The 23,698-nt window shown below is 60.0% G+C and carries 27 protein-coding genes; 17 read left to right on the plus strand and 10 right to left on the minus strand.

The genetic code is table 11. The features are described 5' to 3' along the window. Position 1 precedes the first annotated feature (1 nt). On the minus strand, positions 2–1,681 hold the full coding sequence (locus ACJ8QI_RS00570) for an alpha-keto acid decarboxylase family protein (protein WP_149571584.1): 1,680 nt from the start codon (positions 1,679–1,681) through the stop codon (positions 2–4). Between the two features lie 674 nt (positions 1,682–2,355). Here ACJ8QI_RS00570 and ACJ8QI_RS00575 point away from each other — a divergent pair. From ACJ8QI_RS00575 to ACJ8QI_RS00590, 4 genes are all read left to right on the plus strand, one after another. Then, entirely contained in the window at positions 2,356–2,835 is a 480-nt protein-coding gene (locus ACJ8QI_RS00575; protein ID WP_060423210.1) for a universal stress protein, read from the plus strand. A gap of 156 nt (positions 2,836–2,991) precedes the next feature. Then, on the plus strand, positions 2,992–3,582 hold the full coding sequence (gene pagP, locus ACJ8QI_RS00580) for a lipid IV(A) palmitoyltransferase PagP (protein WP_025301698.1): 591 nt from the start codon (positions 2,992–2,994) through the stop codon (positions 3,580–3,582). A gap of 126 nt (positions 3,583–3,708) precedes the next feature. Continuing rightward, positions 3,709–4,197 (plus strand): DUF2501 domain-containing protein, encoded by a 489-nt coding sequence (locus tag ACJ8QI_RS00585; RefSeq protein WP_015376789.1) that lies wholly within the window; start codon positions 3,709–3,711, stop codon positions 4,195–4,197. A 50-nt stretch (positions 4,198–4,247) separates the two neighbouring features. Further along, positions 4,248–4,514, plus strand: a complete 267-nt coding sequence (locus ACJ8QI_RS00590) for a putative hemolysin (protein ID WP_442531948.1) — start codon at positions 4,248–4,250, stop codon at positions 4,512–4,514. A gap of 35 nt (positions 4,515–4,549) precedes the next feature. Here the strand turns inward: ACJ8QI_RS00590 and ACJ8QI_RS00595 are convergent, their stop codons facing one another. Together ACJ8QI_RS00595 and ACJ8QI_RS00600 are read right to left on the minus strand one after the other, a co-directional pair. After that, a complete protein-coding gene (locus ACJ8QI_RS00595; protein ID WP_047728779.1) occupies positions 4,550–5,167 on the minus strand; it encodes a hypothetical protein in 618 nt (205 codons plus the stop codon). A gap of 106 nt (positions 5,168–5,273) precedes the next feature. Continuing rightward, entirely contained in the window at positions 5,274–5,963 is a 690-nt protein-coding gene (locus ACJ8QI_RS00600; protein ID WP_060440611.1) for a ZIP family metal transporter, read from the minus strand. 138 nt (positions 5,964–6,101) lie between these two features. Here ACJ8QI_RS00600 and ACJ8QI_RS00605 point away from each other — a divergent pair, with 138 nt between their 5' ends. After that, positions 6,102–6,884, plus strand: coding sequence for a DeoR/GlpR family DNA-binding transcription regulator (locus ACJ8QI_RS00605; protein ID WP_070915501.1), 783 nt, complete (start codon positions 6,102–6,104; stop codon positions 6,882–6,884). Between the two features lie 2 nt (positions 6,885–6,886). Further along, positions 6,887–7,270 carry a VOC family protein gene (locus tag ACJ8QI_RS00610; RefSeq protein WP_084826769.1) on the plus strand — a complete coding sequence of 128 codons (384 nt, stop codon included), beginning with the start codon at positions 6,887–6,889 and terminating at the stop codon, positions 7,268–7,270. Here the strand turns inward: ACJ8QI_RS00610 and ACJ8QI_RS00615 are convergent, their stop codons facing one another. Continuing rightward, the gene (locus ACJ8QI_RS00615) at positions 7,271–8,179 is read right to left on the minus strand and encodes a LysR family transcriptional regulator (protein WP_442532125.1); all 909 of its coding nucleotides are present in this window, start codon (positions 8,177–8,179) and stop codon (positions 7,271–7,273) included. Positions 8,180–8,304: 125 nt separating this feature from the next. Here ACJ8QI_RS00615 and ACJ8QI_RS00620 point away from each other — a divergent pair, with 125 nt between their 5' ends. From ACJ8QI_RS00620 to ACJ8QI_RS00640, 5 genes are all read left to right on the plus strand, one after another. Beyond that, entirely contained in the window at positions 8,305–9,186 is an 882-nt protein-coding gene (locus ACJ8QI_RS00620; protein ID WP_038873171.1) for a pirin family protein, read from the plus strand. A gap of 117 nt (positions 9,187–9,303) precedes the next feature. Further along, complete coding sequence (ycaC, locus tag ACJ8QI_RS00625; RefSeq protein WP_004928476.1) at positions 9,304–9,930, plus strand: isochorismate family cysteine hydrolase YcaC; 627 nt, start codon at positions 9,304–9,306, stop codon at positions 9,928–9,930. A 154-nt stretch (positions 9,931–10,084) separates the two neighbouring features. Continuing rightward, entirely contained in the window at positions 10,085–10,414 is a 330-nt protein-coding gene (locus ACJ8QI_RS00630) for a hypothetical protein (protein ID WP_442531949.1), read from the plus strand. Between the two features lie 75 nt (positions 10,415–10,489). Beyond that, complete coding sequence (locus ACJ8QI_RS00635) at positions 10,490–10,942, plus strand: thiol-disulfide oxidoreductase DCC family protein (protein ID WP_100396242.1); 453 nt, start codon at positions 10,490–10,492, stop codon at positions 10,940–10,942. A gap of 86 nt (positions 10,943–11,028) precedes the next feature. After that, a complete protein-coding gene (locus ACJ8QI_RS00640; RefSeq protein WP_442531950.1) occupies positions 11,029–11,280 on the plus strand; it encodes an ABC transporter ATP-binding protein in 252 nt (83 codons plus the stop codon). Here ACJ8QI_RS00640 and ACJ8QI_RS00645 read toward each other — a convergent pair. The 3 genes from ACJ8QI_RS00645 to ACJ8QI_RS00655 all read right to left on the minus strand — a co-directional run bounded on the left by ACJ8QI_RS00645 (position 11,271) and on the right by ACJ8QI_RS00655 (position 13,572). After that, positions 11,271–11,819 (minus strand): GNAT family N-acetyltransferase, encoded by a 549-nt coding sequence (locus ACJ8QI_RS00645; protein WP_149571585.1) that lies wholly within the window; start codon positions 11,817–11,819, stop codon positions 11,271–11,273. The genes ACJ8QI_RS00640 and ACJ8QI_RS00645 overlap by 10 nt on opposite strands. A gap of 95 nt (positions 11,820–11,914) precedes the next feature. Beyond that, the gene (locus ACJ8QI_RS00650; RefSeq protein WP_442531951.1) at positions 11,915–12,661 is read right to left on the minus strand and encodes a DUF2076 domain-containing protein; all 747 of its coding nucleotides are present in this window, start codon (positions 12,659–12,661) and stop codon (positions 11,915–11,917) included. A 125-nt stretch (positions 12,662–12,786) separates the two neighbouring features. Next, positions 12,787–13,572 carry a helix-turn-helix transcriptional regulator gene (locus ACJ8QI_RS00655; RefSeq protein ID WP_038873182.1) on the minus strand — a complete coding sequence of 262 codons (786 nt, stop codon included), beginning with the start codon at positions 13,570–13,572 and terminating at the stop codon, positions 12,787–12,789. 117 nt (positions 13,573–13,689) lie between these two features. Between ACJ8QI_RS00655 and ACJ8QI_RS00660 the strand changes: the two genes are divergently transcribed. After that, a complete protein-coding gene (locus ACJ8QI_RS00660) occupies positions 13,690–14,460 on the plus strand; it encodes a class I SAM-dependent methyltransferase (RefSeq protein WP_164268437.1) in 771 nt (256 codons plus the stop codon). Positions 14,461–14,517: 57 nt separating this feature from the next. Here ACJ8QI_RS00660 and aqpZ read toward each other — a convergent pair whose 3' ends face one another. Next, a complete protein-coding gene (aqpZ, locus tag ACJ8QI_RS00665; protein WP_025301712.1) occupies positions 14,518–15,213 on the minus strand; it encodes an aquaporin Z in 696 nt (231 codons plus the stop codon). 426 nt (positions 15,214–15,639) lie between these two features. On the opposite strand from aqpZ, the gene ACJ8QI_RS00670 reads away from it, so the two are divergent. Then, entirely contained in the window at positions 15,640–17,001 is a 1,362-nt protein-coding gene (locus ACJ8QI_RS00670) for an esterase-like activity of phytase family protein (protein WP_442531952.1), read from the plus strand. Positions 17,002–17,198: 197 nt separating this feature from the next. On the opposite strand, the gene ACJ8QI_RS00675 is transcribed toward ACJ8QI_RS00670, so the two are convergent. Then, positions 17,199–18,374 (minus strand): low temperature requirement protein A, encoded by a 1,176-nt coding sequence (locus tag ACJ8QI_RS00675; RefSeq protein WP_442531953.1) that lies wholly within the window; start codon positions 18,372–18,374, stop codon positions 17,199–17,201. A gap of 309 nt (positions 18,375–18,683) precedes the next feature. On the opposite strand from ACJ8QI_RS00675, the gene ACJ8QI_RS00680 reads away from it, so the two are divergent. Both ACJ8QI_RS00680 and ACJ8QI_RS00685 read left to right on the plus strand, forming a co-directional pair. Beyond that, positions 18,684–18,968, plus strand: a complete 285-nt coding sequence (locus tag ACJ8QI_RS00680) for a YdgH/BhsA/McbA-like domain containing protein (protein WP_019454243.1) — start codon at positions 18,684–18,686, stop codon at positions 18,966–18,968. Between the two features lie 240 nt (positions 18,969–19,208). Further along, positions 19,209–19,766, plus strand: a complete 558-nt coding sequence (locus ACJ8QI_RS00685; protein WP_060423257.1) for a class I SAM-dependent methyltransferase — start codon at positions 19,209–19,211, stop codon at positions 19,764–19,766. Here the strand turns inward: ACJ8QI_RS00685 and ACJ8QI_RS00690 are convergent, their stop codons facing one another. Beyond that, positions 19,767–20,228 (minus strand): GNAT family N-acetyltransferase, encoded by a 462-nt coding sequence (locus ACJ8QI_RS00690; protein WP_442531954.1) that lies wholly within the window; start codon positions 20,226–20,228, stop codon positions 19,767–19,769. It abuts the gene before it with no gap. Positions 20,229–20,445: 217 nt separating this feature from the next. Between ACJ8QI_RS00690 and ACJ8QI_RS00695 the strand changes: the two genes are divergently transcribed. Then, positions 20,446–21,561, plus strand: a complete 1,116-nt coding sequence (locus ACJ8QI_RS00695) for an ABC transporter substrate-binding protein (protein ID WP_442531955.1) — start codon at positions 20,446–20,448, stop codon at positions 21,559–21,561. After that, on the plus strand, positions 21,554–23,677 hold the full coding sequence (locus ACJ8QI_RS00700; RefSeq protein ID WP_084826761.1) for a TonB-dependent siderophore receptor: 2,124 nt from the start codon (positions 21,554–21,556) through the stop codon (positions 23,675–23,677). Before ACJ8QI_RS00695 ends, ACJ8QI_RS00700 begins: the two co-directional genes overlap by 8 nt. Positions 23,678–23,698: the final 21 nt, after the last annotated feature.

Below are 23,698 nucleotides of genomic sequence, written 5' to 3' on the forward strand. Positions count from 1 at the left end.
CTCAGGCGCTGCGGCGTGGGTTGGTCAGGCCGAAGTTAAAGCTGTTGCAGCGGTTGCAGAACTCTTTCATCACCGGCGGCGTGTCCATCATCGGCACTTTCACCTCGATAAACGCCAGCCGATCCTGCCGCGAGGCGCGTTCCAGGGCCATTTCCAGCTGCTGCGTGGTCTCCACCACCACGCTGAACGGCTGCGCCTGAGTATTCAGCACCGCCGGCAGTTTGGCGTAGTCCCACGGGCCGATGTCGTTGTAGGACGAGTTTTCGCCGAGGATATAACGCTCGATGGTGTAGCCGTCGTTGTTGATCAGGAAGATGATCGGCTTTTGCTCGCAGCGCAGCAGGGTAGACACTTCCTGCGCGGTGAGCTGGAAGGAGCCGTCACCGATGAACAGCAGATGCCGGCGCTCCGGCGCCGCCATCAGGGTGCCGAGCAGCGCCGGCAGGGTATAGCCGATCGAACCCCAGATCGGTTGGTTGACCACCTTGACGCCGCCGGGCATGCGCATGCCGCCGATGGCGGCGCCCGAGGTGCCGTTTTCCACCACCACCACGTCATCTGCCCGGATAAATCGCTGGATCCGTTGCCACAGATAGGCCTGGTCGATGGGGGTATCGCTCGGCGTCGCCAGCTTCTCTCGTGGATCGGGCAGCGGCGCCAGGGGCTGTACCGGCGCGTCTTCACTCAGATCCAGCAGCGCCTGCAGCAGATCCGCCGCCGCCACCGCCGGGTAGGAGGTGTTGTCCAGCTTCAGCGAGAACGGCTGGATATCCACCTGAGCGGCGGCGGGAATTTGCTGCGAGAAATAGCCGGTGGTGGAGTCCACCAGACGCACGCCGAAGCTCAGCACGCAGTCCGAGTGGGCCATGCGTTCATACAGTTCGGGGCGCGACAGGTTGCCGCTGTAGCCGCCCATCCAACCGGCGGTATCTTCCGGAATAATGCATTTGGCGGTCGGCATATTGGTCAGCGGAATGGCAAAGCGATGAGCGACCTCGATAACCCGCTGCTGCAGCTGATAGCGATCCACCATTTGGTCGATCAACATGATCGGGCGCTGTGCGCGTTTTATTTTGGTTAACAGCGCCATCGCCGCTAATTGCACATTGTATTTATCGCTGGCCGGCAACTGCGGCGCCGCTGCGGCTGCGGTGATTTCAATTTCGACGTCGCAAATATCGGAAGGCAGCTGTAAATAGACCGGTTTCTTCTCTATCCAGGCGCGGGAAATAACGCGCGGAATTTCCTGCGCGGCATTTTCCGGCGTAATCAAGGCTTGAGCAACGGTGAATTGTTTAAAACAGTTCATGACGTTGTCGAAATTGCCGTCGCCCAGGGTATGGTGCAATAGCTGATGATTCTTCATCGCGTGCAGCGGCGGCGTGCCGGCAATGCAGATCACCGGCGAAGATTCGGCATAGGCACCGGCGATGCCGGACAGCGCGGCCAGATCGCCAACGCCGTAGGTGACGATCAGCGCGCCGGCGCCTTTCATTCGGGCGTAGCCGTCGGCGGCGTAGGAGGCGTTCAATTCATTGCAGTTGCCGATAAACGCCAATCGGTCGTCGCTTTCCAGCAGCTCCAGCAGGCTGAGGTTATAGTCGCCGGGCACGCCGTAAATACGATCGACGTTCAGGGCGTGAAGCTGTTGCAGAATGAATGACCCGATAGTTATTTTCATTGATTGCTCCGGATTATTTATCTTTATTTTGTCAGGCGAAAATCAGCAAAAATAAATTGCTGGCGATGTTGTGTCGTTAGCTTTAACAGTTATTTAAAGCGTCGACTTGTTCAAGATAGGGTTGGCAGCCGAAAAATGGGCGGTTTGTATTCGGCGCTTTACGCGATTGAGTAATACATAAAAAGTAGGGGTATTGCGTATTGGCGTGCGGCGGTATTTTTCCTTGATGGAATATCAGCAGAGAAACGGCGCCGCGTTGGCATTTATCATGACGCAGGGGGAGTTTACCGGTACTTTTGATGCCGCGTTAAATCCTGTCTGGCGGTACCCGGCAGTTAGCCTGGAAAAGAAAAGCCGACGCTGACGTAAAGGGAGATTTTGGTGATCCGCCGCACGCTTATTTCAAGAAACCATTCTGTAACCAATTAAAAACAAAAAATTAACAGCGATCGTTTTTTATTCGTCGGTTTCCGTCAGCTTTGCTTTACGGGGGCGGCGGTGCGCGCCACGTCGGGCCGGCGTTAAAATGCGCCGCCACGGTCGCTAAGATAACGTGGTGGCCATCACATTCCGTGGGAAGTGATACGTAAACTTTTCTCTACGTGCGCGCAGATGGCGTATACCTACCAAAGAGGGCGGTGCCCCAGTGGCACTGACTGACGGGGGAAAGAGCGATGAAAAGCTATCGACACATTCTGGTACTGATTCACGATGAGCGCGATGGGCTGCCGTTACTGCGTCAAACGCTAGCGATGGTGGGCGGGCTGCCGATCGCCATCACCGTCGGCCACCTCAACGCCGACTATGCGGAGCTGGAGTACGGCAGCGATGCGCTGGTCAAAGATCGCCAGGCGCAGGAGGTGATCGCCGCCAAGGCGATGCTGAGCCGGCTGGTGAGCGCCGTCGAGGCGCCGGTTGCGGTCAAGGAAATCGTCACTATCCGGCGCTTTAAGGACGTCAACGATTTCATTCATCAGGCCGGTATCGATCTGGTGGTGGTCGGGCACCAGAATCGCCTGTTCGGTCTCTATTCTTCTTATTCCCTGGAGTTTGTGAACCGTCTCGATGTCGATGTGTTGGTCAAGCACCTTGCCCGCGAGTCGTGTGCGACAAAGCGGACTTTTCCCACGGCTTTGCCGCCCGAAAGGCGATAGCATACGCAGGCCGGCACAACCTGTTAAAAGTTATCGGGAATTTTCCGGTGCTAAACTTAACCAAAGCACAACGGGCGTTGGATAAATTAGATACAGCTTGATCTTGCCTGGGCTATCGGTAAGAATCTTCGGCCGTATTTTTACAGGAGCTTTACGATGTTTCTCAAACGGACTCTTTTGGCATGTTCTCTGGCGTTGATATTTCCTGCACTGCCTTCTTACGCTGAGGTTGGTACAGAAAGTGGCAATACCGCGCAGGCTGAAAAACCGGGTCTATGGCAGCGTTTTACCGATAACGTGGCGGAGACCTGGAACAACTCGCCTAACCACGATCTCTATATTCCGGCCATCACCTGGCACAACCGTTGGACTTACGATGATGAACATATCGATAAGTACAACGAGCGCCCGTGGGGGGCCGGTTACGGTATCTCCCGCTACGACAGCGACGGTGACTGGCACGGCATCTACATCATGGCGTTCAAGGATTCCTTCAACAAGTGGGAGCCGATCGGCGGCTACGCCTACGAGAAGATCTGGCGCCCGCTGGATGACAAGGATTTCCGCCTGGGGCTGGGCTTCACCGCCAGCGTCACCGCGCGTGACAACTGGAAATACATTCCTATCCCGGCACCGCTGCCGCTGGCCTCTATCGGCTATCAGCGGCTGACGTTCCAGGCGACCTACATTCCCGGCACCTATAACAACGGCAACGTGTTCTTCGCCTGGCTGCGCTGGCAGTTCTAAATTTCCTGAATTCCGAAAAACGGCGCGGCGGCGAGATAAAAGGAACTTGTCGCCGCCGGCGGCGTCGGAAGGGTATCCCGGCGCGCTGCGCCGATCGCATGCCGTTATTACAGGAGTTTTACCACTATGATCACCAAACATCGTTTACTGCTGGCCTTGGCGCTGTCCGCTACCCTGGCTAGCGGCGCCACTCAGGCTGCCGGGCTGATGGATTCCCTCAGCAGCGCGGCGGGCGAACTGAGCAAGTCGGGCGGCGACAGCAGCGGCGGCATGTCGCTCTCCTCGCTGACCGGCCTGTTGAACGGTGGCGACAAGGCGTTGAGCTCCAGCAGCATGACCAATGCCGCCGGTATCCTGCAGTACTGTGTGAAAAACAACGTGCTGTCGGCTAACGGTGCCGAAGGGGTGAAAGATCAGCTGCTCAGCAAGCTGGGCATCACCAGCACCGAAAACGCCAAGAGCCAGGATTATCAGCAGGGCCTGGGCGGCTTGCTGCAGACCGGCGAAGGCAAGAGCCTGGATCTGAACAGCCTGGGCACCTCGCAGATCACCGAGAAGGTGAAGCAAAAAGCCTGCGATCTGGTGCTGAAACAGGGCAAATCCTTTATTTCATGATGAACGAACGGCGGAGCGCTCCGCCGTTCTTTTTTGCATAAGCTGGAAAAATGAAAAAAACGTTGATGCTTTCCCTGTTGGCGGGGATGACGATGTTGCAGGGGTGTTCCGTGAAATCCAACGATGCGCCGCCACCGCCGCAGCAGGTGAAACCGATCGGCATGGCGAACCCGGCCGACGTGTATTGCACCCAAATCGGCGGCAAGCTGAATGCCAAAGAGAACGCGGCAGGCCAGTATTCCACCTGCACCTTGCCGAGTGGGCAGGAAATTGAAAGCTGGGAACTGTTCCGCCGCGATCACCCGGTGAAAAAGTAACCCTCGCGGCGCCGGCGCTTCCGCCCGGCGCCCGATCAGAATTGGCGATCCCCTATCGACTGCAGCTGCAGGCTGCCGTCTTTTTGTAGCGTCAGCGGCATGCGCCAATCGCTCTGTTTATCCAGGTTGAACGGCCGGGAGCGGAACATGCAGCCGGTCTTGATGTTCTTGATTTTCATGACGTGTTCCGCGTCCGCATTGATTTTCACCTCGAAGCTGCCGGCGGGCGGAATAAAGACTTCCGCCAGCTGCTGCGGTGCCGTCGGCGTTTCCAGCTTGACCAGCACCGCGAAATCGTTGCCCTGATTATCCAGCGTCAGCCGATGCAGACCGGTCGCGGGCAGCCGCGTCGGCTGGTGCAGATAACCGGCTGAGGCGGGCCACGGCTGCCCGGCATTGTCGTGCAGCGGCCCGCCGCACTGTTCACGCGCCTCGCGCAGCGGCATTTCGCGCTTTATCGCGCGGTTGTAATCGGTGGGGGCGGCGAGGCTGAACTCGTCGTCATATTGATGAGCGCGCAGATAGCGCTTGGCGCCGAGCACCGCGATGGCGACCAGCATAAAGAACAAAAATATCCTCAGGCGATTTTTAAAAATCAGCCCGAACAGCTTCCCGGGGAGTTGAAACAGCCACCTTGCGATCGTCAATAACATCGTTTTCCCTTTACGCCCAAGCCGTTACGTCTACGGTAACTTCGCCTGCCTCAGTATAGCCAAAGCGTTGCCTCCGGGCGGCATGCGCCATGAAATTCCTGTTTTTTTACCCCAAACCTTCCTCTAACAGCAACAGCAGCAGGAAGCCGGCAAAGAACATCGCGGTGGCGAACGGTGTCTCTTTTCCGCCTTCATGCGCTTCGACCAGCAGCTCCTCGGTGACCAGGTAGAGCAGGGCGATCAGGCCAAAGGCCAAAAAGGCGGTCAGCCAAAATGCGCCCAGCATGGCCACCGGCGCCCCCAGCAGGCCACCGATGGGCAGCAGCAGCGCCAGGCCGACTATCGCCGCCATGGCCCGCAGCCGCCTGCCGAGAAAGTCTTTCAAATCGCCGACGATCGACAACCCCAGGAACAGCACTTCCAGCGTCAACGCCAGCGTCAACAGCAGACCGGCCTTGGCACCGGCCGCGAAGGCAATACCCAGCACCAGCCCATCGATAAAGATATCGACGCCGACCGCGGCGATAAAACCGACCGGCCCCTGCGCTTTTTCACCCAGTTGCCTAACCAGCAGCATTAACAGCACCCCCGCAGCGCCGCCCAGCAACACGGCCAAAGGCGACTGCTGCTTGAGATCGGGCAGGATTTCGGTGGCGGCGGCGGCAAAAACGATGCCGGCGGTAAAGTGATGGATGACGCGCATCGTGGCGGCACCGGGGCGGCGATAGAGTGCCACCGCAGCGCCGATGACGGTGGCTGCGGCGGGAAACAGCGTATAAAGCACGGCGGAGGTCATCGCGTCATAATCCCTTATCGGTGATGTCACTCTCAGTCTAGACGAGCGCAGCCGCTTCAGCGTGGCGAAAAAAATGATTGTTCGGTTGTGTACGTTTATGTACATTTATGATCACTTTAGCGTCACCGGATTTACGCGATGTCCAAACTGTTACCGAATGAACGCCACCAGGCCATTCTCGACGCGCTTCGCCAACAGGGGCGGGTGCTGGCCCTGGAGATGGCGCAGCGGTTGAATACCACCGAAGCCACCATCCGCCGCGATCTGCGCCAGCTGGCGGCGCAGAACCTGTGTAAACGTATCTATGGCGGCGCGCTGGCGCCGACGCCGGCCGAAGGCCCCGTTGCGGCGCGCATGGCGCTCAGCGGCGATGAGAAGCTGACGCTGGCGCAGACCGCGCTGGGGTTGATCGGTGAAGAGCAGCTGATCTTCCTCGATGCCGGCAGCACCCACCTGTATCTGGCGGATCTGTTGCCGCGCGATCGGCGTTTGACGGTGGTGACCAATGCATTGAGCATCGCCGGCAAAATGCTGGAACGGCCGGGGATCCGCACCATCCTGATCGGCGGTGAGCTGGATGCGCAGGTTGGCGGCTGCGTGGACGCCAAGGCGGCGGAAGAGATAGACGGTTTCCATTTCGATCTGGTGTTCACCGGCATCTGCGCCTACGACCCGGACGGCGGCTTCTCCGCGCTGAGCTACCAGGACGCCACCTTCAAAAAGCGGCTGCTGACGCGCGCCGGCAGCGTGGCGGTGCTGTGTACCCGTGACAAGCTCAATACCTACGCCCCTTACCCCTTCCTGCCCGCCGGGCGGGTGGATCATCTGGTGACGGCGCGCGGCGCGCACCCGCAGCTCGAGCTGCAGGTGGCGCAGGGCGGCGGCCAGGTTTGGCACAGCGATTTACCGACCGGAGAATGATGATGAAAATAGCCCATGTTGCCCTGTGGACCCGTGATATCGACGCGCAGCTGGCGTTTTGGCAGCGGTATTTCAACGGTGAGGCGGGTGAGGAGTACGTCAGCCGCAACCGGCCGGGGTTTGTTTCCCGTTTCGTCAGCCTGGCGGCCGGGCCGACGCTGGAGATCATGCGCGTGCCGACGCTGTTGCCGGCGCAGGCCCTGGAAGAACGGGTGGGCTGGGCGCACATCGCGCTGTCGCTGGGGGATGAACGGCAGGTCGATCGATTGGCGCAGCGCGCGCAGCAGGAGGGCATTTTGCTGTCCGCGCCGCGCTGGACCGGCGACGGCTTCTATGAAGCCGTCATCCGCGATCCGGACGGCAACGCGATCGAAATTACCGCCTAATCACTCCTCTTCGATGCTGGCGAACTGCTCGCCCAGATAATCGAGCAGCAGCCGCACCGCCGGCAATAAACCGCGGCGCGACGGGTAGACCGCATGCACCACGCCGCCCTGCGGCTGCCAGCCGGGCAGCAGCTGGACCAGTTCGCCGCGCAGCATGTCGTCACGCATCATCATCGCCGGCAGCTGAACGATGCCGGCGCCGGCGATGGCGGCGGTGCGCAGCATCAGCATGTCGTCGGTGACCAGCCGCGGCGTGTGTTCCCACTCGACCCGTTCACCCTGCGGGCCGGTCAGCCGCCATTGGTGCTGAGCGCGCGCCGGGCCGAGATCGAGCGTCGGGTATTTACGCAGGTCTTCCGGCGTTTGCGCCGGCCCGAGAGTGCGCACCAGCGCCGGGCTGGCGGCGACGCACCAGGTGCGTTGCGCCAGGATCTTCAGCACCAGATCGCTGTCCTCCAGCGGTGGCGGCCGCACGCGGATCGCCAGATCGAGCCCTTCACCTACCACGTCCACCCGGCGGTTAGTGGCCTCCAGATGTACCGTCACCTTAGGGTAATCGGCCATAAAGGCCGCCACCATGCTGCCGACGCGGGTGTGCAGGATCGCCACCGGGCACGACATGCGCACCGTGCCGCAGGGTTCGGCGCGCGTCTGTTCGATCGCCTGCTGTGCCGCTTCCGCTTCCACCAGCATCGCCTTGCAGTGCGCATAATAGGTTTGGCCGATCTCGGTCACCGAGAAACGCCGCGTCGAGCGCTGGATCAGGCGCACGCCCAGTCGCTCTTCCAGCAGCGCCACGCGGCGGCTGAGTTTGGATTTGGGAATGCCCAACGCCCGGCCGGCGGGGGCGAATCCCTGGTGATCGACCACGCTGGCGAAGAAAAACAGGTCGTTCAGATCGGTCTGCATCATAGCCCTTATCGTTCCACCAGTAGAACGCTGAGTGTACATCTTGCCTACTACTGCAGCAAACCCCGGCAGATTAAACTTCTGGCATCAACTTAAGGCCGTGAGGTCTGAAACGGGAGTTCAAGATGAAAAAAATCCTCGGTATTCACAACAGCCCGGAAGCGCACTGGGTCGGTAACGGTTTCCTGGTGAATTCGCTGTTCTCTTATAACGATTTGGGGGCGGAAATGAGCCCGTTCCTGTTGCTGGATCACGCGGCGCCCACCAAATTCCGCTCTGCCTCCGGCACCCGCGGCGTGGGTCAGCATCCGCATCGCGGGTTTGAAACGGTGACCATCGTCTATCAGGGCGAAGTGGAACACCGCGACTCGACCGGCAGCGGCGGGGTGATTGGCCCCGGCGACGTCCAGTGGATGACCGCCGCCTCCGGCATTCTGCACGAAGAGTTCCATTCGCGGGACTTCTCGCGCAAGGGCGGCACCATGGAAATGGTGCAGCTGTGGGTCAACCTGCCGGCCAAGGACAAAATGGCCGAGCCCGGTTACCAGACGCTGCTGAACGCCGATATTCCGGTGGTTCCGCTGGCGGACGGCGCAGGGCAGGTGCGGGTGATCGCCGGTGACTTTGGCGGCCACGCCGGCCCGGCACGCACTTTCAGCCCGCTCAACGTGTGGGATATGAAGCTGAATGCCGGCCACACCACCACGCTGACGGTGAAAGAAGGCCATACGCTTGCGCTGGTGATGCTGCATGGCGCGATCCTGGTCAACGGCGAAGAGGTGGTGCGCGAAACCCAAATGGTGCGTTTCGACCGGGCGGGGGATTCGATCACGATTGAAGCCAACAACGACGTCGCGCTGCTGGTGCTGAGCGGCGAACCGATCGATGAGCCTATCGTCGGCTACGGCCCGTTCGTCATGAACAGCGACGCGGAAATCCAGCAGGCGTTCCGCGACTTCAACAGCGGCAAGTTCGGTAGCATGAACGCCGAAGCGAGCGCCGGCTGACCTTGGTGCCTGGGGCGGGACGTGTTCCCCGGCCCAGGCGCTACACTTAAACCTCAACGCCCCGTCCCAGCGGCGGGGCGTTTCATCCGCAACATCAACCCCCACAGGAGTAAAACCATGACTGCAAATTACAAACGCCTCGACAAGGACCAGGCCGCCGTATTGCTGGTGGATCATCAGGCAGGGCTGCTTTCGCTGGTGCGCGATATCGATCCCGATCGGTTTAAAAACAACGTGCTGGCGCTGGGTGATTTAGCGAAGTACTTCAATCTGCCGACCATTCTGACCACCAGTTTCGAAAACGGCCCCAACGGCCCGCTGGTGCCGGAGCTGAAGGCCCAATTCCCCGATGCCCCTTTTATTCCTCGCCCCGGCCAAATCAACGCCTGGGACAACGACGACTTCGTCAAGGCGGTAAAAGCCACCGGCCGTAAACAGCTGATCATCGCCGGTGTAGTGACCGAAGTGTGCGTGGCATTCCCGGCGCTGTCGGCGCTCAATGAAGGCTTTGAGGTCTTTGTGGTGACCGACGCCTCCGGCACCTTCAATGAGCTGACGCGTCAGTCGGCCTGGAGCCGCATGGAAGCCGCCGGCGCGCAGCTGATGACCTGGTTCGGCGTCGCCTGCGAGCTGCACCGCGACTGGCGCAACGACATCGAAGGCCTGGGCACGCTGTTCTCCAACCATATCCCGGACTACCGCAATTTGATGACCAGCTATAACACGCTGACGAACGGTAAGTAATGCGACGGCCCTTTACCCCACCTTTCGCCTTTCATCACGTTAGATGCGGGATGTAAGCAAAACGTAGCGGGGCGAAAAGGTAGCGAAAAGCGGCTTTCTCATGGGCCGGGGGCGGGGTAGCGTAATCCCGAACCCGGCAAATGAGGCTAATTCAATGAAACAAGCAATCAAGATCCTGGCGCTGCCCTGCATGGGCATGGCGCTGTTGTTCAGCGCGAGCGCGATGTCGGCCCCCGAGGCGCCTGCGGCCAAAGCGTTGCCGCCTGTGGTGGATGAAGCGATGCGCATGCCGCCTTTCCCGGGCGGGCACCCGCCCAAGCCGGGGTTCTGCCACGGCGGCGAACTGTTCTGCGCCACCTCGGCCAGCGACAATCCGGTGGAAACCATCAACAAACTGACGGCGGTGATCCCGGCGGGCAGCGCCAAGCATTACGAGGTGCGCGTCGCGGTGGTGGCCGTGCCTGACGCCCCGCCTGCGCCTTAACGGGCTCTGTCATCCCGCTCTGGTTCGCACGCTCAAGGCGCGTTAGGCTAAGGCGAGCGTTTATCGGGAGGCGGGATGACCCTTTTAGCACAACTGCCCTGTCTCCAGCCCGGCGAGTGCGCGCTGTTGTTCGACGGCGAATGCAATCTGTGTCACGGGCTGGTGAGGTATCTTATTCGCGCCGATCGGCAGCGGCGCATTCTGTTGGCGACGGTGCAATCCGTCGAAGGGCAGGCGATCCTGCAGGCGCTGGGATTGCCGACCGATTGTTTCGATTCCGTGGTCTATGTTGAGCAGGGGCGTTATTGGCTGCGTTCGGCGGCGTTGTTTCAGGCGCTGCGCCAATTGGGATGGCCGTATCGCGCGCTGGCGCTGGCGCGTTACCTGCCGCCGCGGCTGGCGGACAAGGTCTACGATGCGGTTGCTGGCAATCGCTACCGGCTGTTTGGCCGCAACGACGGCACCGGTTTGCCGGGCGCCGACCAGCCCGGGCGCTATCTGCCCCGGCGGCGGGAACCGCCGGCCTGAGCTTTACGCTTCTTTACCATCCAACCGCTTGAAATATCAGCACTCCAGCTCCATATAATGGAACGTTCAGCCAACAAGGAGCGCGTATGGGAATCAGTGAAGAAGAGCACATCCGCCGTTTGACCCAGGAGAAGAACGACATGGGCAATACGGCGAAATGGGTGGCGATCGTTTCCGCCGTGTACTTTGCCTTGATGATGTTTTACGGCCACCCGACCGGCGTATTGGCGATGTCGGGCGCGGTGTTCATCGTTTCTACCGCCACCTGGCTGAAAAAGCGTCAGAAGGTCAAATCTTACCGCATGGCGTTGGCCAAAATCAGCGACGATCAGCCCTGATAGTCGCCGCGCTTTAGCGTATACACCAGGCTCGGCGCTGCGCCGGGCACGTCATCCAGCGTATCCACCCGCTGCATGCCAATCTTTTCCAGCACCCGCCACGAAGCCTGATTCTCCGCGCGCACAATGGCAGAAATCTCACCCACCTCCAGGCCGACAAACCCGTATTGCAGTGAAGCCCGCGCCATCTCGGTGGCCAGCCCCATGCCCCACACCCGGGTGTCGAAGCGATAGCCGAGGTTAACGGTGCGCTGCGCGCCGAGCGGTTTCCAGGACAAGCCGCCAAAACCGATAACCCAATCCGGCCGTTCGCGCAGGGCGAGCGCCCAGGAGCCGTAACCGTGTTGCCGCCAGACGGCGAGCCGCTCCTGCAGCGCCAAAGCGGCCTGCGCTTCGCTGGTGAGCGGGCCGGCGGGGTTGAAGCGTTGGGTTTGCGGATCGCCAAAGATGGCGTAGAAACGTTCGAGGTCCGCCATCACCGGCGGCCGCATCTGCAGGCGCTCGCTGAAGTACGGGGCTGAAGGATTAAAGCTCGGCATCGTTTCTCCCGGCCGGATCAATGAACAGCGTTCACTGTAGTCCAGATCGGCGAAACGGGAAATCCCCCTCTGCGGGTGAGAGGGGGAGAGGAGTATTACAGGAAGGAATCGTCGTCGTCGTTGTAATCGTCGTCGGCGTAGTCCGTGTCATCCTGATAGTTGGCGTTCTGGAAGCCGTTGTCCTGATTCAGGAAGCTGCCGCCGTCGCCGTTGTTGAAGGTATCAAGGTTGTTGGAGGCGTCGAAATTGCGCATCGCGCTGTCGTCCAGCGGCGCCGGGTTTTCTTCGATAATATTCACGATTTCCTGCGGCTGCGAATGGCGGAACATGCCGGTCAGCATGTCGGCCAATACCACGCCGCCGGCGACGCCCGCCGCGGTTTGCAAAGCCCCACCCAGGAAGCCGCCGGCGCGCGAAGACGCTGCCTGCTGCGGTTGGGCATAGGCTGGCTGCTGCGGCTGTGAGTAGCCCCCTTGCTGCGCGTTGTTCCAGGCCGCCGTATTTTGCTGCTGCGCCTGATACTGTTCACGCGGGCTTGGCGTACTGCGGCTGCCGCCGCCGAACAGGCCGGCCAGGAAGCCGCCGCTGCTCTGTTGTCCGTTGGCGGTTTGTTGCAGCTGCGCCACTTGGGCTTCCAACTCTTTGACCCGCTGGTCCATCTGCTTGAGCGCCGCTTCTTGAATGATCATCGCCTGCGCCATGTAATAAGGGGCGGAAGGCTGTTCACGAATATGCTGATTGATTTGCTGCTCTGCCTGGATATCCCGTGGGCCCGTCTTGGTCTCGGCTTCTTTCAGGCGGCCAAACAGACCATCGATAAGGCGTTGTTCTTCGGATTGCATAGGCGTACCTCGGGAGATAAATAACGGTGCTGGATGATCGTTGTCATCGGTAACAATCACCCTAGCGCGTTTGCATGAACCAATAAATAAATGGCGGGTAAACCTGTCTATGAATTTGTTACCAATTACGGCAGCGGGATCAGCATTACCAGCTTCAGACCGCCGTGCTCCGCCGGATGGAAGGTGAGCTGGCGATAGCGCAGCGCACCTTGCTGAGGGTGCTCGAACGCGCGCTCGCCGCCTTCGCGCGCCATCACGTCATGCTGTTTCCACCAGTGATTAAAGTCCGCGCTGTTGTGCGTCATGTTGCGCACGAAGGCGCGCATCTCTTCGGTGTTTTGGTGATGGCTGGTCTCGGCGCGAAACTCGGCCACCACGCGGCGGGCACGTTCTTCCCAATCGCTGACCAGCGTTTTCGCCAATGGGTGGAAGAACATGAAGTGCAGCAGGTTGGGGCTGTTGGCCACATCCAGCCAGCCGCTGAACAGCGCCGCCGCCTGCGGGTTCCAGGCGACGACGTTCCAGGTCACGTCCAGCAGGTAGCAGGGCACCGTCATCTGGTGCACGCTTTGCAGCACCGCGTCGTTGGCGGTTTCGCGGTGCGTTTCCTGCTCGGGATCGGCGACGCGCGCCAGGGTAAACAGGTAGTGGCGTTCGGCGGGGCCCAGCCGCAGCGCCTTGGCGATGCGTGCCAGCGTATAGGGGGAAATGGACACCTCGCGCCCCTGTTCGATCCAGGTATACCAGGTGGCGCTGATGCCGCTGATTTGCGCCAGCTCTTCGCGCCGTAGGCCGCTGGTGCGGCGGCGCGAGGAGCTGGGCAGGCCGAGCATTTCCGGCGTGATGCGCTCGCGGTGCGCGCGCAGGAATGCGCCGAGGGCCTTTGGCCCGGATAAGGCTTCTGATGACATAGCGTGGTACCTATTTATACCAGGATAACTGCTCATATTGTACCCGTATAGTAGCCTGATTATAGTAGCCGAAAGCCTTCAGGCACAGGCGCAAGCCGGATAATAACGGGAGCAAACATGAGCATCAGCAACAGCCATAAAAACGCGGTAGACCGGCAGTTCGGCGAGCAGGCCAACGCCTACTTAACCAGCGCGGTGCACGCGCAGGGCAAGGATTTGCAACGCCTTGCACAGTTACTGGAACCGCACGCCGGCGCGCGCCTGCTCGATCTGGGCTGCGGCGCTGGGCACGCCAGCTTCACGGCGGCGGCCAGGGTGGCGCAGGTGGTGGCCTACGATCTGTCGGCGCAAATGCTGGCGGTGGTGGAGCAGGCGGCGGCGGAAAAAGGCTTGAGTAACATTCAGCTGCAGCAGGGCGTGGCGGAGTCTTTACCGTTTGAGGACGCCAGCTTCGATCTGGTCATCAGCCGCTATTCGGCGCACCACTGGCACGACGTCGGCCAGGCGCTGCGTGAGGTCAAGCGGGTACTCAAGCCGGGCGGCAGGGCGATCTTCATGGACGTGGTCTCGCCGGGGCATCCGCTGCTGGATACCTACCTGCAAACCGTGGAAGTGCTGCGCGACACCTCACACGTGCGCAACTATGCGCCGGGTGAGTGGCTGGCGTTATTGACCGAGGCTGGGTTGGTGATGCGCGAGGTAACGTCGGATCGGTTGATGCTGGAGTTCGGCAGCTGGGTGGCGCGCATGCGCACGCCGGCGCATTTCGTTACCGCGATCCGCGCGCTGCAGCAAAGTGTGTCGCAGGAGGTGGCGACGCACTTCGCCATTCAGCCGGACGGCTCCTTTACCAGCGATATCATGATGTTTGACGTGACGAAGGGCTGAAAGCAACGGGGCAGCCGATGAAGGCTGCCCCGTGAAACGCTATCGGCTGCGATGCGCTTATTTTTTGTCTTCCAGCAGGCAGCGGTAGATCAGGCCGCCGATAATGCCGCCGACCAGCGGCACCAGCCAGAAGACCCACAGCTGCTGCAGCGCCCAGGTGCCCTGGAAGATCGCTACGCCGGTGCTGCGCGCCGGGTTGACGGAGGTGTTGGTCACCGGGATGCTGATCAGGTGGATCAGGGTCAGCGTCAGGCCGATCGCCAGCGGGGCAAAGCCTGCCGGCGCGCGTTTGTCGGTCACGCCATGAATAACGATCAGGAAGAAGGCCGTCAGCACCAGTTCAATCACGATGGCTGATTGCAGAGAATAACCGCCCGGAGAGTGTTCGCCGTAACCGTTGGAGGCGAAACCGCCTGCGGTGGCGTCGAAACCGGCTTTGCCGCTGGCGATCAAATACAGCACCGCCGCTGCGGCGATACCGCCGATCACCTGTGCGATAACGTAAGGAATCACGTCTTTCGCCGCGAAACGGCCGCCGGCGAATAAGCCAACGGTGATTGCCGGGTTAAAGTGCCCGCCGGAAATATGGCCGACGGCATAGGCCATCGTCACCACGGTCAGGCCGAAAGCGAGCGCGACGCCGAGGAAACCAATACCCAGCTGTGGGAATGCCGCGGCTAATACTGCGCTACCACAACCACCAAACACCAACCAAAATGTGCCAAAAAATTCGGCAAAAAGTCGCTTTGACATAGATTCCATCCTGCGGAATAGACTAACGGGTGTTAGCACTAAAAACTATAGAACAGCTTTTTCAGTTCATGCAGATATTCTATAGAATTTTCTTAATGCACCTTGAATAACGGCGGTATTAAATCCCCGGTATTTTATTTTGTCTATGAGAAAAACGCCGTTTTTCGCCGTGCCGGCGCGCGTTTGCCGATTTTTTTATCTTTGATATAAGAATTTACCCTAAGCGAAATGACGGGTTATTTTCAGGCGCTTTTTTCCAGCGGTTTTCTCCATTCAATATCCCCAGGTTAATTGCTAATTTCTATTTGCCAGTCAACCTTGTTGCCTATTGCACATTTGACGAAACGCCTGTTGTCATCTCAGTGTCATGCTAAATTAATATCTTCTTCTGCCTGATAACGCTTCGTTCAACCTCGGGTAAAAACCATGAAAATAAAATCGCTCTCCCTGCTGTTGGCTTCACTGTTTCCTGTATTCACCTACGCTGCAGATATTGAGGTAGCGCGTTATGTGGTCGGCTTCCCCGGCGGGGAACGCGTCGCCTATCAGGGGGCGTTCGCCAAGAATTTCCCGCAGGGGCTGCCGGTGGGGATCGGCTCCGGGCTGACGTTCAATCGCAAGCAGGGCGACGATCTGGTGCTGACGACGCTGACCGATCGCGGCCCGAATGCCGATGCCCCGGCGGTGGGCAAGCAAGAAGCCAAAATTTTCGCCAACCCGCAATTCGTGCCTCTGTTGATGGACATTCGTATCGGTGGCGGCAAGGCCGTGGCCGAGAATGCACGGCCCTTGCATGACGAAAAAGGGCCGATTAGCGGGCTGCCGCTGCCGAGCGAGCTGATTGGTTCCACGAACGAAGTGGCGTTGAACGACGCGTTGCAGCCGCTGCCCGGCGATCGCCGCGGGTTGGATACCGAAGGCATCATCGGTGACGGCAACGGCGGCTATTGGCTGTGCGATGAGTACGGTCCGTTTCTGATCCATATCGACGGCAACGGTAAAATTCTCGCCAAATACGGCCCAACGCCGCAGGCCGGCGAGCAGGCGGTGGCGAGTGGTTTGCCGAACATCCTGAAGTGGCGCCAGCCCAACCGCGGTTTTGAGGGGCTGACCCGGATGCCGGATGGGCGCATTCTGGCGGCGGTGCAGAGCACGCTGGATGTCGATGGCAAAAGCAAGAACAAGGCGCAGTTTACCCGGCTGGTGAGCTTCGATCCGCGCAGTGGCAAAACCGCCATGTACGGCTATCCCATCGATATCGACAGCTATAAAAAAGCCAAAGACGCCAAGATTGGCGATGTGGTGGCGTTGGACAACCAGCGCATCCTGTTGATTGAACAAGGAACCGGTAAAGATAAGACGATGATCAACAAGATCTATCTGGTGGATCTCGCGCAGGCCAGCGATCTGAGCGCGTTTGACGGCCAGGGGAAAGCGCTGGAGTTCGACGATGCGAAAGATCTCGCCAAACGCGGCGTGAAGCTGGCGCAGAAACAGGAAGTGGCGGACCTGCGCCAGTTGGGCTGGCGCCAGGAGAAAGCGGAAGGGTTGGCGCTGATCGACGATCGCACGCTGGCGGTGATTAATGACAACGATTTCGGCCTGCAGGCCAAGCTGGTGGACGCATCGCCAAAGAGCAAGAAAATCGGCGATTATCAGCTGGAGAAAGAAGGGCGGCTGAGCCTCGACGGCGACAAGACCGACGCCCGTATCGAATTGCGCCCGCTGGAGCAGCCGGAGTCGCTGAGCGAGCTCTGGGTGCTCACCTTGCCGCATCCCTTGAAGTGAGACAGCGGGGCGATAGCGCCCCCGTCAGACCGTTGACAAAGGAGGAAAAAACGTGGTTTTTCCTCCTTTGTGGCCATCAGCCGAAAATCAATAAATTGATTTTCCTTGTTTTTTTATCCGCTGCTCTCTGCAAACCCGGCAATGGCATGAGGTTTGTCATCAATCTCACAGCGGGGGCGGTGACGCCCCCGTTTGCTTCAGGCTTCCGCGTGCCGCTGCGGCGCTCTGCCGCGCGAGATGCTCTCCCACACCGCCACCACCACCATGATCAGCGTCGTCAGGCCATTGACCATCAGCAGATCCGTGAAATAGGCGACGGGGGCCAATACCGCCAGCGCCAGCAGCCCCACCAGGTGCGACAGCGGGAAGCGATGATACACCAGCCGTTTATACAGCGCGTTGGCGAACAGATAGAGTGCCGGACCGAGCAGCAACACCGCCGCCGTGGCGTTTTGGATGTGGCCGTCGGGATGGGCGATCACCAGCTCGTTGGCCACGGCGCAGACGATGATCGCCCCCACCAGCGCGACGTGCACGTAATGGAAGTAAGCGCCCAGCTGGCCGGGGTTTTCCGCCTGGCTGATGGCGTGGCTGCCGGCTTTGCTGCTGGTGTCGAAGTAGACCCACCACATAGCCAGGCTGCCGAGAAAGGCCACCAGCGAGGCGATAAGCACCGGCAGGCTCCAGCTTTCCATCTCGCTCAGGGTGGCGCCGGTGATCAGAATGGTCTCCCCCAGCGCCACGATCACGAATAGCTGGCAGCGCTCCGCCAGATGGTGGCCTTCGATGGTCCATTCGCTGCTGCTGTCCGAGCGCCCCAGCACCGGCAGACGGAAACCGAACATCGGCGAGACGTATTCGCACAGTACGGCGATCGCCCACAGCGCCGGGCGCGCGCTGCCATCCGCCAGCCCGCCGGCGATCCAGAAGACGGCGGAGATGCACAGCCAGCCGAGGATGCGGCGAAAGTTTTGCTTTAACGGATGACCGGGCGCCAGCAGGCGCAGCACGGTAATGGAACGCCCGACCTGGATGGCGACGTAGAACAGGGCGAAGATCAGGCCGCGTTCGCCAAACGCCTGCGGCAACGCGGCGGCGGCGAACAGCCCCAGCAGCATGATAGCGAACAGCAGCAGGCGGATCTGACGGGTATCCGGGTTAAACCAGTTGGTGACCCAGGCGGTGTATTGCCAGGCCAACCAGACGGCGAACCACAGCAGCAGGGTTTCCAGCGCCCCGGTCAGCGTCAGGTGATGCAGCAGATAGTGGGAAAGTTGGGTCACGGCGAAAACGTAGATCAGATCGAACAGCAGCTCGGAGAATGAGACCGAAGCGCCATGACCGTCACGCACGCGCAGCAGGTTTTGCGACATAAGCGTTCTTCCTTAAAAGGGTAAGCCACAAAATCAGCGTAGCTCAGCGCGCTCCGGCGGGTAAAAAATCTTAAATAGCGGCGGCGCGCGTTCTTTCTTTCGCCCCGTCTTTAATTGTTCATCAAATAGGGGTAAGGTGAACTCTATAAAGTCATTTCCGCCTTAAAATACACACTCGCTCTCACTTCCTCCTTATTCTCCTCACAATGATTGATGTTCTTTACGTTGCATGACGTCCGTTTTCATTGGCTAGCGGATAATTAACATCACTGACAACGAGCTAATAAACAAGAACACCTGGAGTCAATCATGAAACTTATCCCAAGCATCGCAGCAGTATTGATCGCCGCCGCTTCCTTCTCCACTTTCGCCGCGCCGCTGTCGTCGGTGAAACAGGTCAACAGCGAACAGGCCGCCAATCTGCAAAGCCTCGGCGTGGTGTCGGTTTCCGGCATTAGCGGCTCACCGCATGACGCCATTCACGCCCTGAAAGAAAAAGCCGCGGCGGACGGCGCCAGCCATTACCGCATTATCGGCCTGGACACCCCCGGGGATTCCAGCAACTGGCGCGGCAATGCGGAAATTTATCGCTAAGCGTTGGTTTTTTACCCTCTGGCCACGGCAACGTGGCCAATAAAATAAACGGTCGTAATAATTATCTGATAGGGCGCGCGTGGGCGGCTTATTTTCAGGTCATTATTACGACCGTTTTTCATTTTTCCGCTGCGGCTGAGGTTGCATTTTATTACAACTGTGTCCGCTGCTTTCGGAATCATGTTAATGAATACTTAAGAAATTCGGCTCACATTGAGGGCTTAACCCAAGGAGGCCTCAATGTTAAATGCGACCCGGCTGCAACTGATGAATCACTTCGCTTACCTGCAGCAATTTATGGCTTCACCGCGCACCGTCGGTACGCTGGCGCCTTCTTCCCCGTGGCTGTGCCAGGCGATGCTGAACCAGGTTGAATGGACCCGGGCGCTGTCGATCGCGGAGCTGGGGGCGGCGGACGGCGTATTGACCAAACGCATTCTGGGGCGGATGCGCGCCGATGCGGCGCTGGAGGCTTTCGAGATCCAACCGCATTTCGTGCATCGGCTGCGGGGGATAGACGATCGGCGGTTGCAGGTGATGGCCCATTCGGCGACCCAAATGGCCACGGATTATGACGTGGTGTTTTCCTGCCTACCGCTGCTGTCGATCCCGGTCAGGATCAGCGTGCGCATCCTTCAGCAGGCCCGGCAGCGGCTGCTGGCGCGCAACGGCACGCTGGTGCTGTTCCAATACAGCCACCTGTCGGAAAAATTGCTGTCCCGCTATTTTCACTGGAAGCGCCTGCGGGTGGTGCGCAATTTCCCGCCGGCGCTGGTGTATGTCTGTACGCCGCGTTAACTACAGCGTTTTCACCATCACCACCACGTCTTCGTCATACTGCCGCCGGCGCTCCAGAGGTTGCCAACCCCAGCCGGCGTACAGCGCTTCCGATTTGTCGGTGATGAGATGCAAAATCGAATGATGGCGCTGCCGCGCCGCTTCGACGATCGCCATCTCCAGGCGGTGGGCAATGCCCTTGCGGCGGTGATCGGGATGCACGAAGACGCCGGCCAGCCACGGGGTGAGATCCTGGCGCTGATGATCGTCGCTCGGCCACAGGCTGGCCATGCCCACCGGGCGATCGCCGTCGATCATCATCAGCGTCAGGTGATCGTCGCTCGGCCGGCTGCATTGGGCGAAGCGCAGCTGGGTGCGCTCCAGCGAGCCGCCGCGCTGTGAGCCCCACTGGCCGAAGGCCCAGGCGGCGCACACATCGGCAAACTGCGGGCAATCCGACAGCGGAATGATGCGTTGAGTCATGGATGTCTCCCGATTCTTTTCTGGGTTCCCACCCCATTTAACCCATTTTTCGGCCATTTTTTTAACTTTTTAAAGCCGTTCTTTTAGCGGTTTCGCGGTGTTTCGCCCCGCGCCCGGCGCCGTTTCCCGGATTTCTTTTGGCAATCACGGTGCGGGATTGCAAGTGCTAATGAGAGTGATTATCATGCGCACACTATTTCCCCGTGTCGGCTCAATCATGCGCAATTCCCTCATTTTACTGCTGCTTTCCCTGTGGTTCGGCCTGTTCCCCGCCCAGGCGAAAACGGTCACCGACATCACCGGCCGTCAGGTCGTGGTGCCGGATAACCCGCAGCGTATCGTGCTGGGAGAGAGCCGCATGCTGTATACGCTGGCGCTGCTGGAGCCGGGCAACCCGGCGCAGCGCATCGTCGGCTGGCCGGCGGATCTGGCGCGCTTCGATGCGCAAAGCTGGCAGCTTTATACGCAGAAGTTTCCGCAGATCGCCGCGATCCCCGTTATCAGCGGCAACAATTTTCGCCAGGTCAATATCGAAAGCCTGCTGCAGCTGAAGCCGGATCTGGTGATCCTGGCGCGCTACGCGCGTGAAGACGGCGACAACGATCTGCTGGTTTCCGCGTTGAACAAGGCCGGCGTGGCGGTGATCTATGTCGATCTGCGCATCGATCTGCTGAACAACACCGTGCCGAGCGTGCGGCTGCTGGGCGACGTGCTCAATCGCCAGCAGCGCGCCGAGCAGTTCATCGAATTTTATCAGCAGCATATGGCGGTGATTCAGCAACGGCTGGCGGGCTATCAGGGGGCGAAACCCAAAGTGATGCTGCACCTGCATCTGGGGCGACGCGACACCTGCTGCACCACCGCCGCGCACGGTAATCTCGGCGATCTGCTGACCTTCGCCGGCGGTGACAACATCGCCAACGCCAGCGTCAAAGGCGTGTATGGCGAACTGAACCCGGAAACCATTCTGAGCGCCAATCCCGACGTTTACCTCGCCACCGGCATGGCTGGGCCGCAGGGCAAACGGCTGTCCGACTTGCGCCTCGGGCCGCAGGTCAGCCCACAGGAGGCTGCCGCCAGCTTCCACCAGTTGATCGCCAAACAGCCGATGCTGGCCAGCCTGCAGGCGGTGAAAAACCACCGCGCCTGGAGCGTCTGGCACAATTTTTACCTCAGCCCGTACCACGTGGTGCTGGTCGAGATGTTCGCCAAAGCGTTTTACCCGGATCTGTTCGCCGACATTAACCCGCAACAGACCTTCCAACAGCTGTATCAGCAGTTTTTGCCGTTACCTTTTTCAGGGACCTATTGGAGTCAGTTAGATAATGAATAACAACAAGCGCGGCTGGTGGTGCGCATTGCCTTTGGCGGCCTGCGCGACATCGCCGACGTGGGCGGCGGAGAAAGCCGCGCCGCAGGAAGAGAGCCTGGTCGTGGTCGGCCGCAAAGATGCCGACGGCGTGCAGAGCTATCAGCCGTTGACCAGCGTCACCGGCACCCGCAGCGAAACCAACCTGCTGAACGTGCCGCAGGCGATCGACGTGGTGCCGCAGCAGGTGATTACCGATCAGGCGGTCAGCAGCCTCGACGAAGCGCTGTACAACGTCAGCGGCATTACCCAGGCCAACACGCTGGGCGGCACCCAGGACGCGGTCATGAAACGCGGCTTCGGCGACAACCGCGACGGCTCCATTCTGCGCGACGGCGTGCGCTCGGTGCAGGCGCGCAACTTTACGCCGACCACCGAGCGGGTGGAGGTGCTCAAGGGGCCGGCCTCGATGCTGTACGGCATGGGCGAGCCGGGCGGGATGATCAACATGATCACCAAAAAGCCCCAGCTGCAGCAGCATACCCACGTGGAAGGCTGGGGCAGCAGCTTCAACGGCGGCGGCGGCCAGCTCGACGTTACCGGGCCGCTCGGCACGTCGGGGTTTGCCTATCGCATGATCGTCGATCACGATGAAACCGATTACTGGCGCAACTTTGGCCGCAATCGCCAGACGGTGATCGCGCCGTCGTTGATGTGGTACGGCGAGAACACCACCGTGCGCTTGGCCTATGAACATATGGAATATCTGGTGCCGTTCGATCGCGGCACCATTATCGATTCGCGCACCGGCAAACCGGTGAATACGCCGCGCGATCGCCGTTTTGACGAGGCCTATAATGCCACCCGCGGCGATCAGGACAGCATTACCCTGCAGATCGATCAGACGCTCAACGAGCGCTGGAAAAGCTCGCTGACCTACGCCTACAGCCGCAACAGCTACAGCGACAACCAGGCGCGCGCCACGGCGTTGAACCCGGTGACCGGCGTGTTGAGCCGCCAGGCCGACTCGACCGCCAACGCCGTCAGCCACGCCAACGCGGTGCAGCTGACGCTCAATGGCGACGTGGACTGGGGCAGCATCAACCATCAGATGCTGTTCGGCTTCGATTTTGAAGATAACCGCACCTTCCGCGGCGACATGATCCGCGGCAAAAAGAACAGCGATTTCAATATCTATCATCCGGTATACGGCCTGATGCCGCCGTCGACGGCGGTCAGCGCCAAAGACAGCGACCAGCGGGAAAACCTCACCAGCTACGGTTGGTTTATGCAGGATTCCATCCAGCTAACCGATAAATGGCTGGTGATGGGCGGCCTGCGTTACGACGCTTTCGACGTCTATGCCGGCAAGGGGCGGCCGTTCCAGGCCAATACCGACAGCTCGGACAGCAAGCTGGTGCCGCGCGCCGGGGTGGTGTACAAGCTGACGCCTTATGTGTCGCTGTACAGCAGCTATACCGAGTCGTTCAAGCCGAACTCTTCCATCGCCACCCAAATTGGTTCGCTGCCGCCGGAGCAGGGCAAGTCGTGGGAAGTCGGCGGCAAGCTGGCGTTGCCGAACGGCGTCACCGGCACGCTGGCGCTGTTCGACATCACCAAGCGCAACGTGATGGTCAATGAGCTGGTGGAGGGCGAAACCGTGACGCGCACCGCCGGGCGCGTGCGTTCGCAGGGCGTGGAGCTGGACGTAGCCGGTAACCTCACCGATTCGCTGAGCCTGATCGGCTCCTATGCGTATACCGACGCGCGGGTGGTGGACGATCCGGACAACAAGGGGAAAGAGATGACCAACGTGGCGCGCCACACCGCCTCGCTGTTCCTGACCCAGAACCTGGGCAGCCCGGGCTTCTACAGCGGCGATGAGGTGCGCATTGGCGCCGGTGCGCGCTACGTAGGACGCCGCCCGGGTGACGCTGCCAACAGCTTCTCCCTGGATAATTACACCGTTGCCGATGCGTTCGCCGCTTACACCATGCCGATCAACGGCTATCGGGTGAAATGGCAGCTGAACGTGAAGAACCTGTTCGATAAAACTTACTACCCGTCCAGCGGCGGTAATTTGCGCGTGGCGGTGGGGGAACCGCGTGAGGTGGTGCTGCGCGGCAGTATCGATTTCTAAGCTACGGGCGGTGAAATTTGC

This window comes from Serratia sp. CY84636, from assembly GCF_052166245.1.
Classification (GTDB): Bacteria; Pseudomonadota; Gammaproteobacteria; order Enterobacterales; family Enterobacteriaceae; genus Serratia; species Serratia nevei.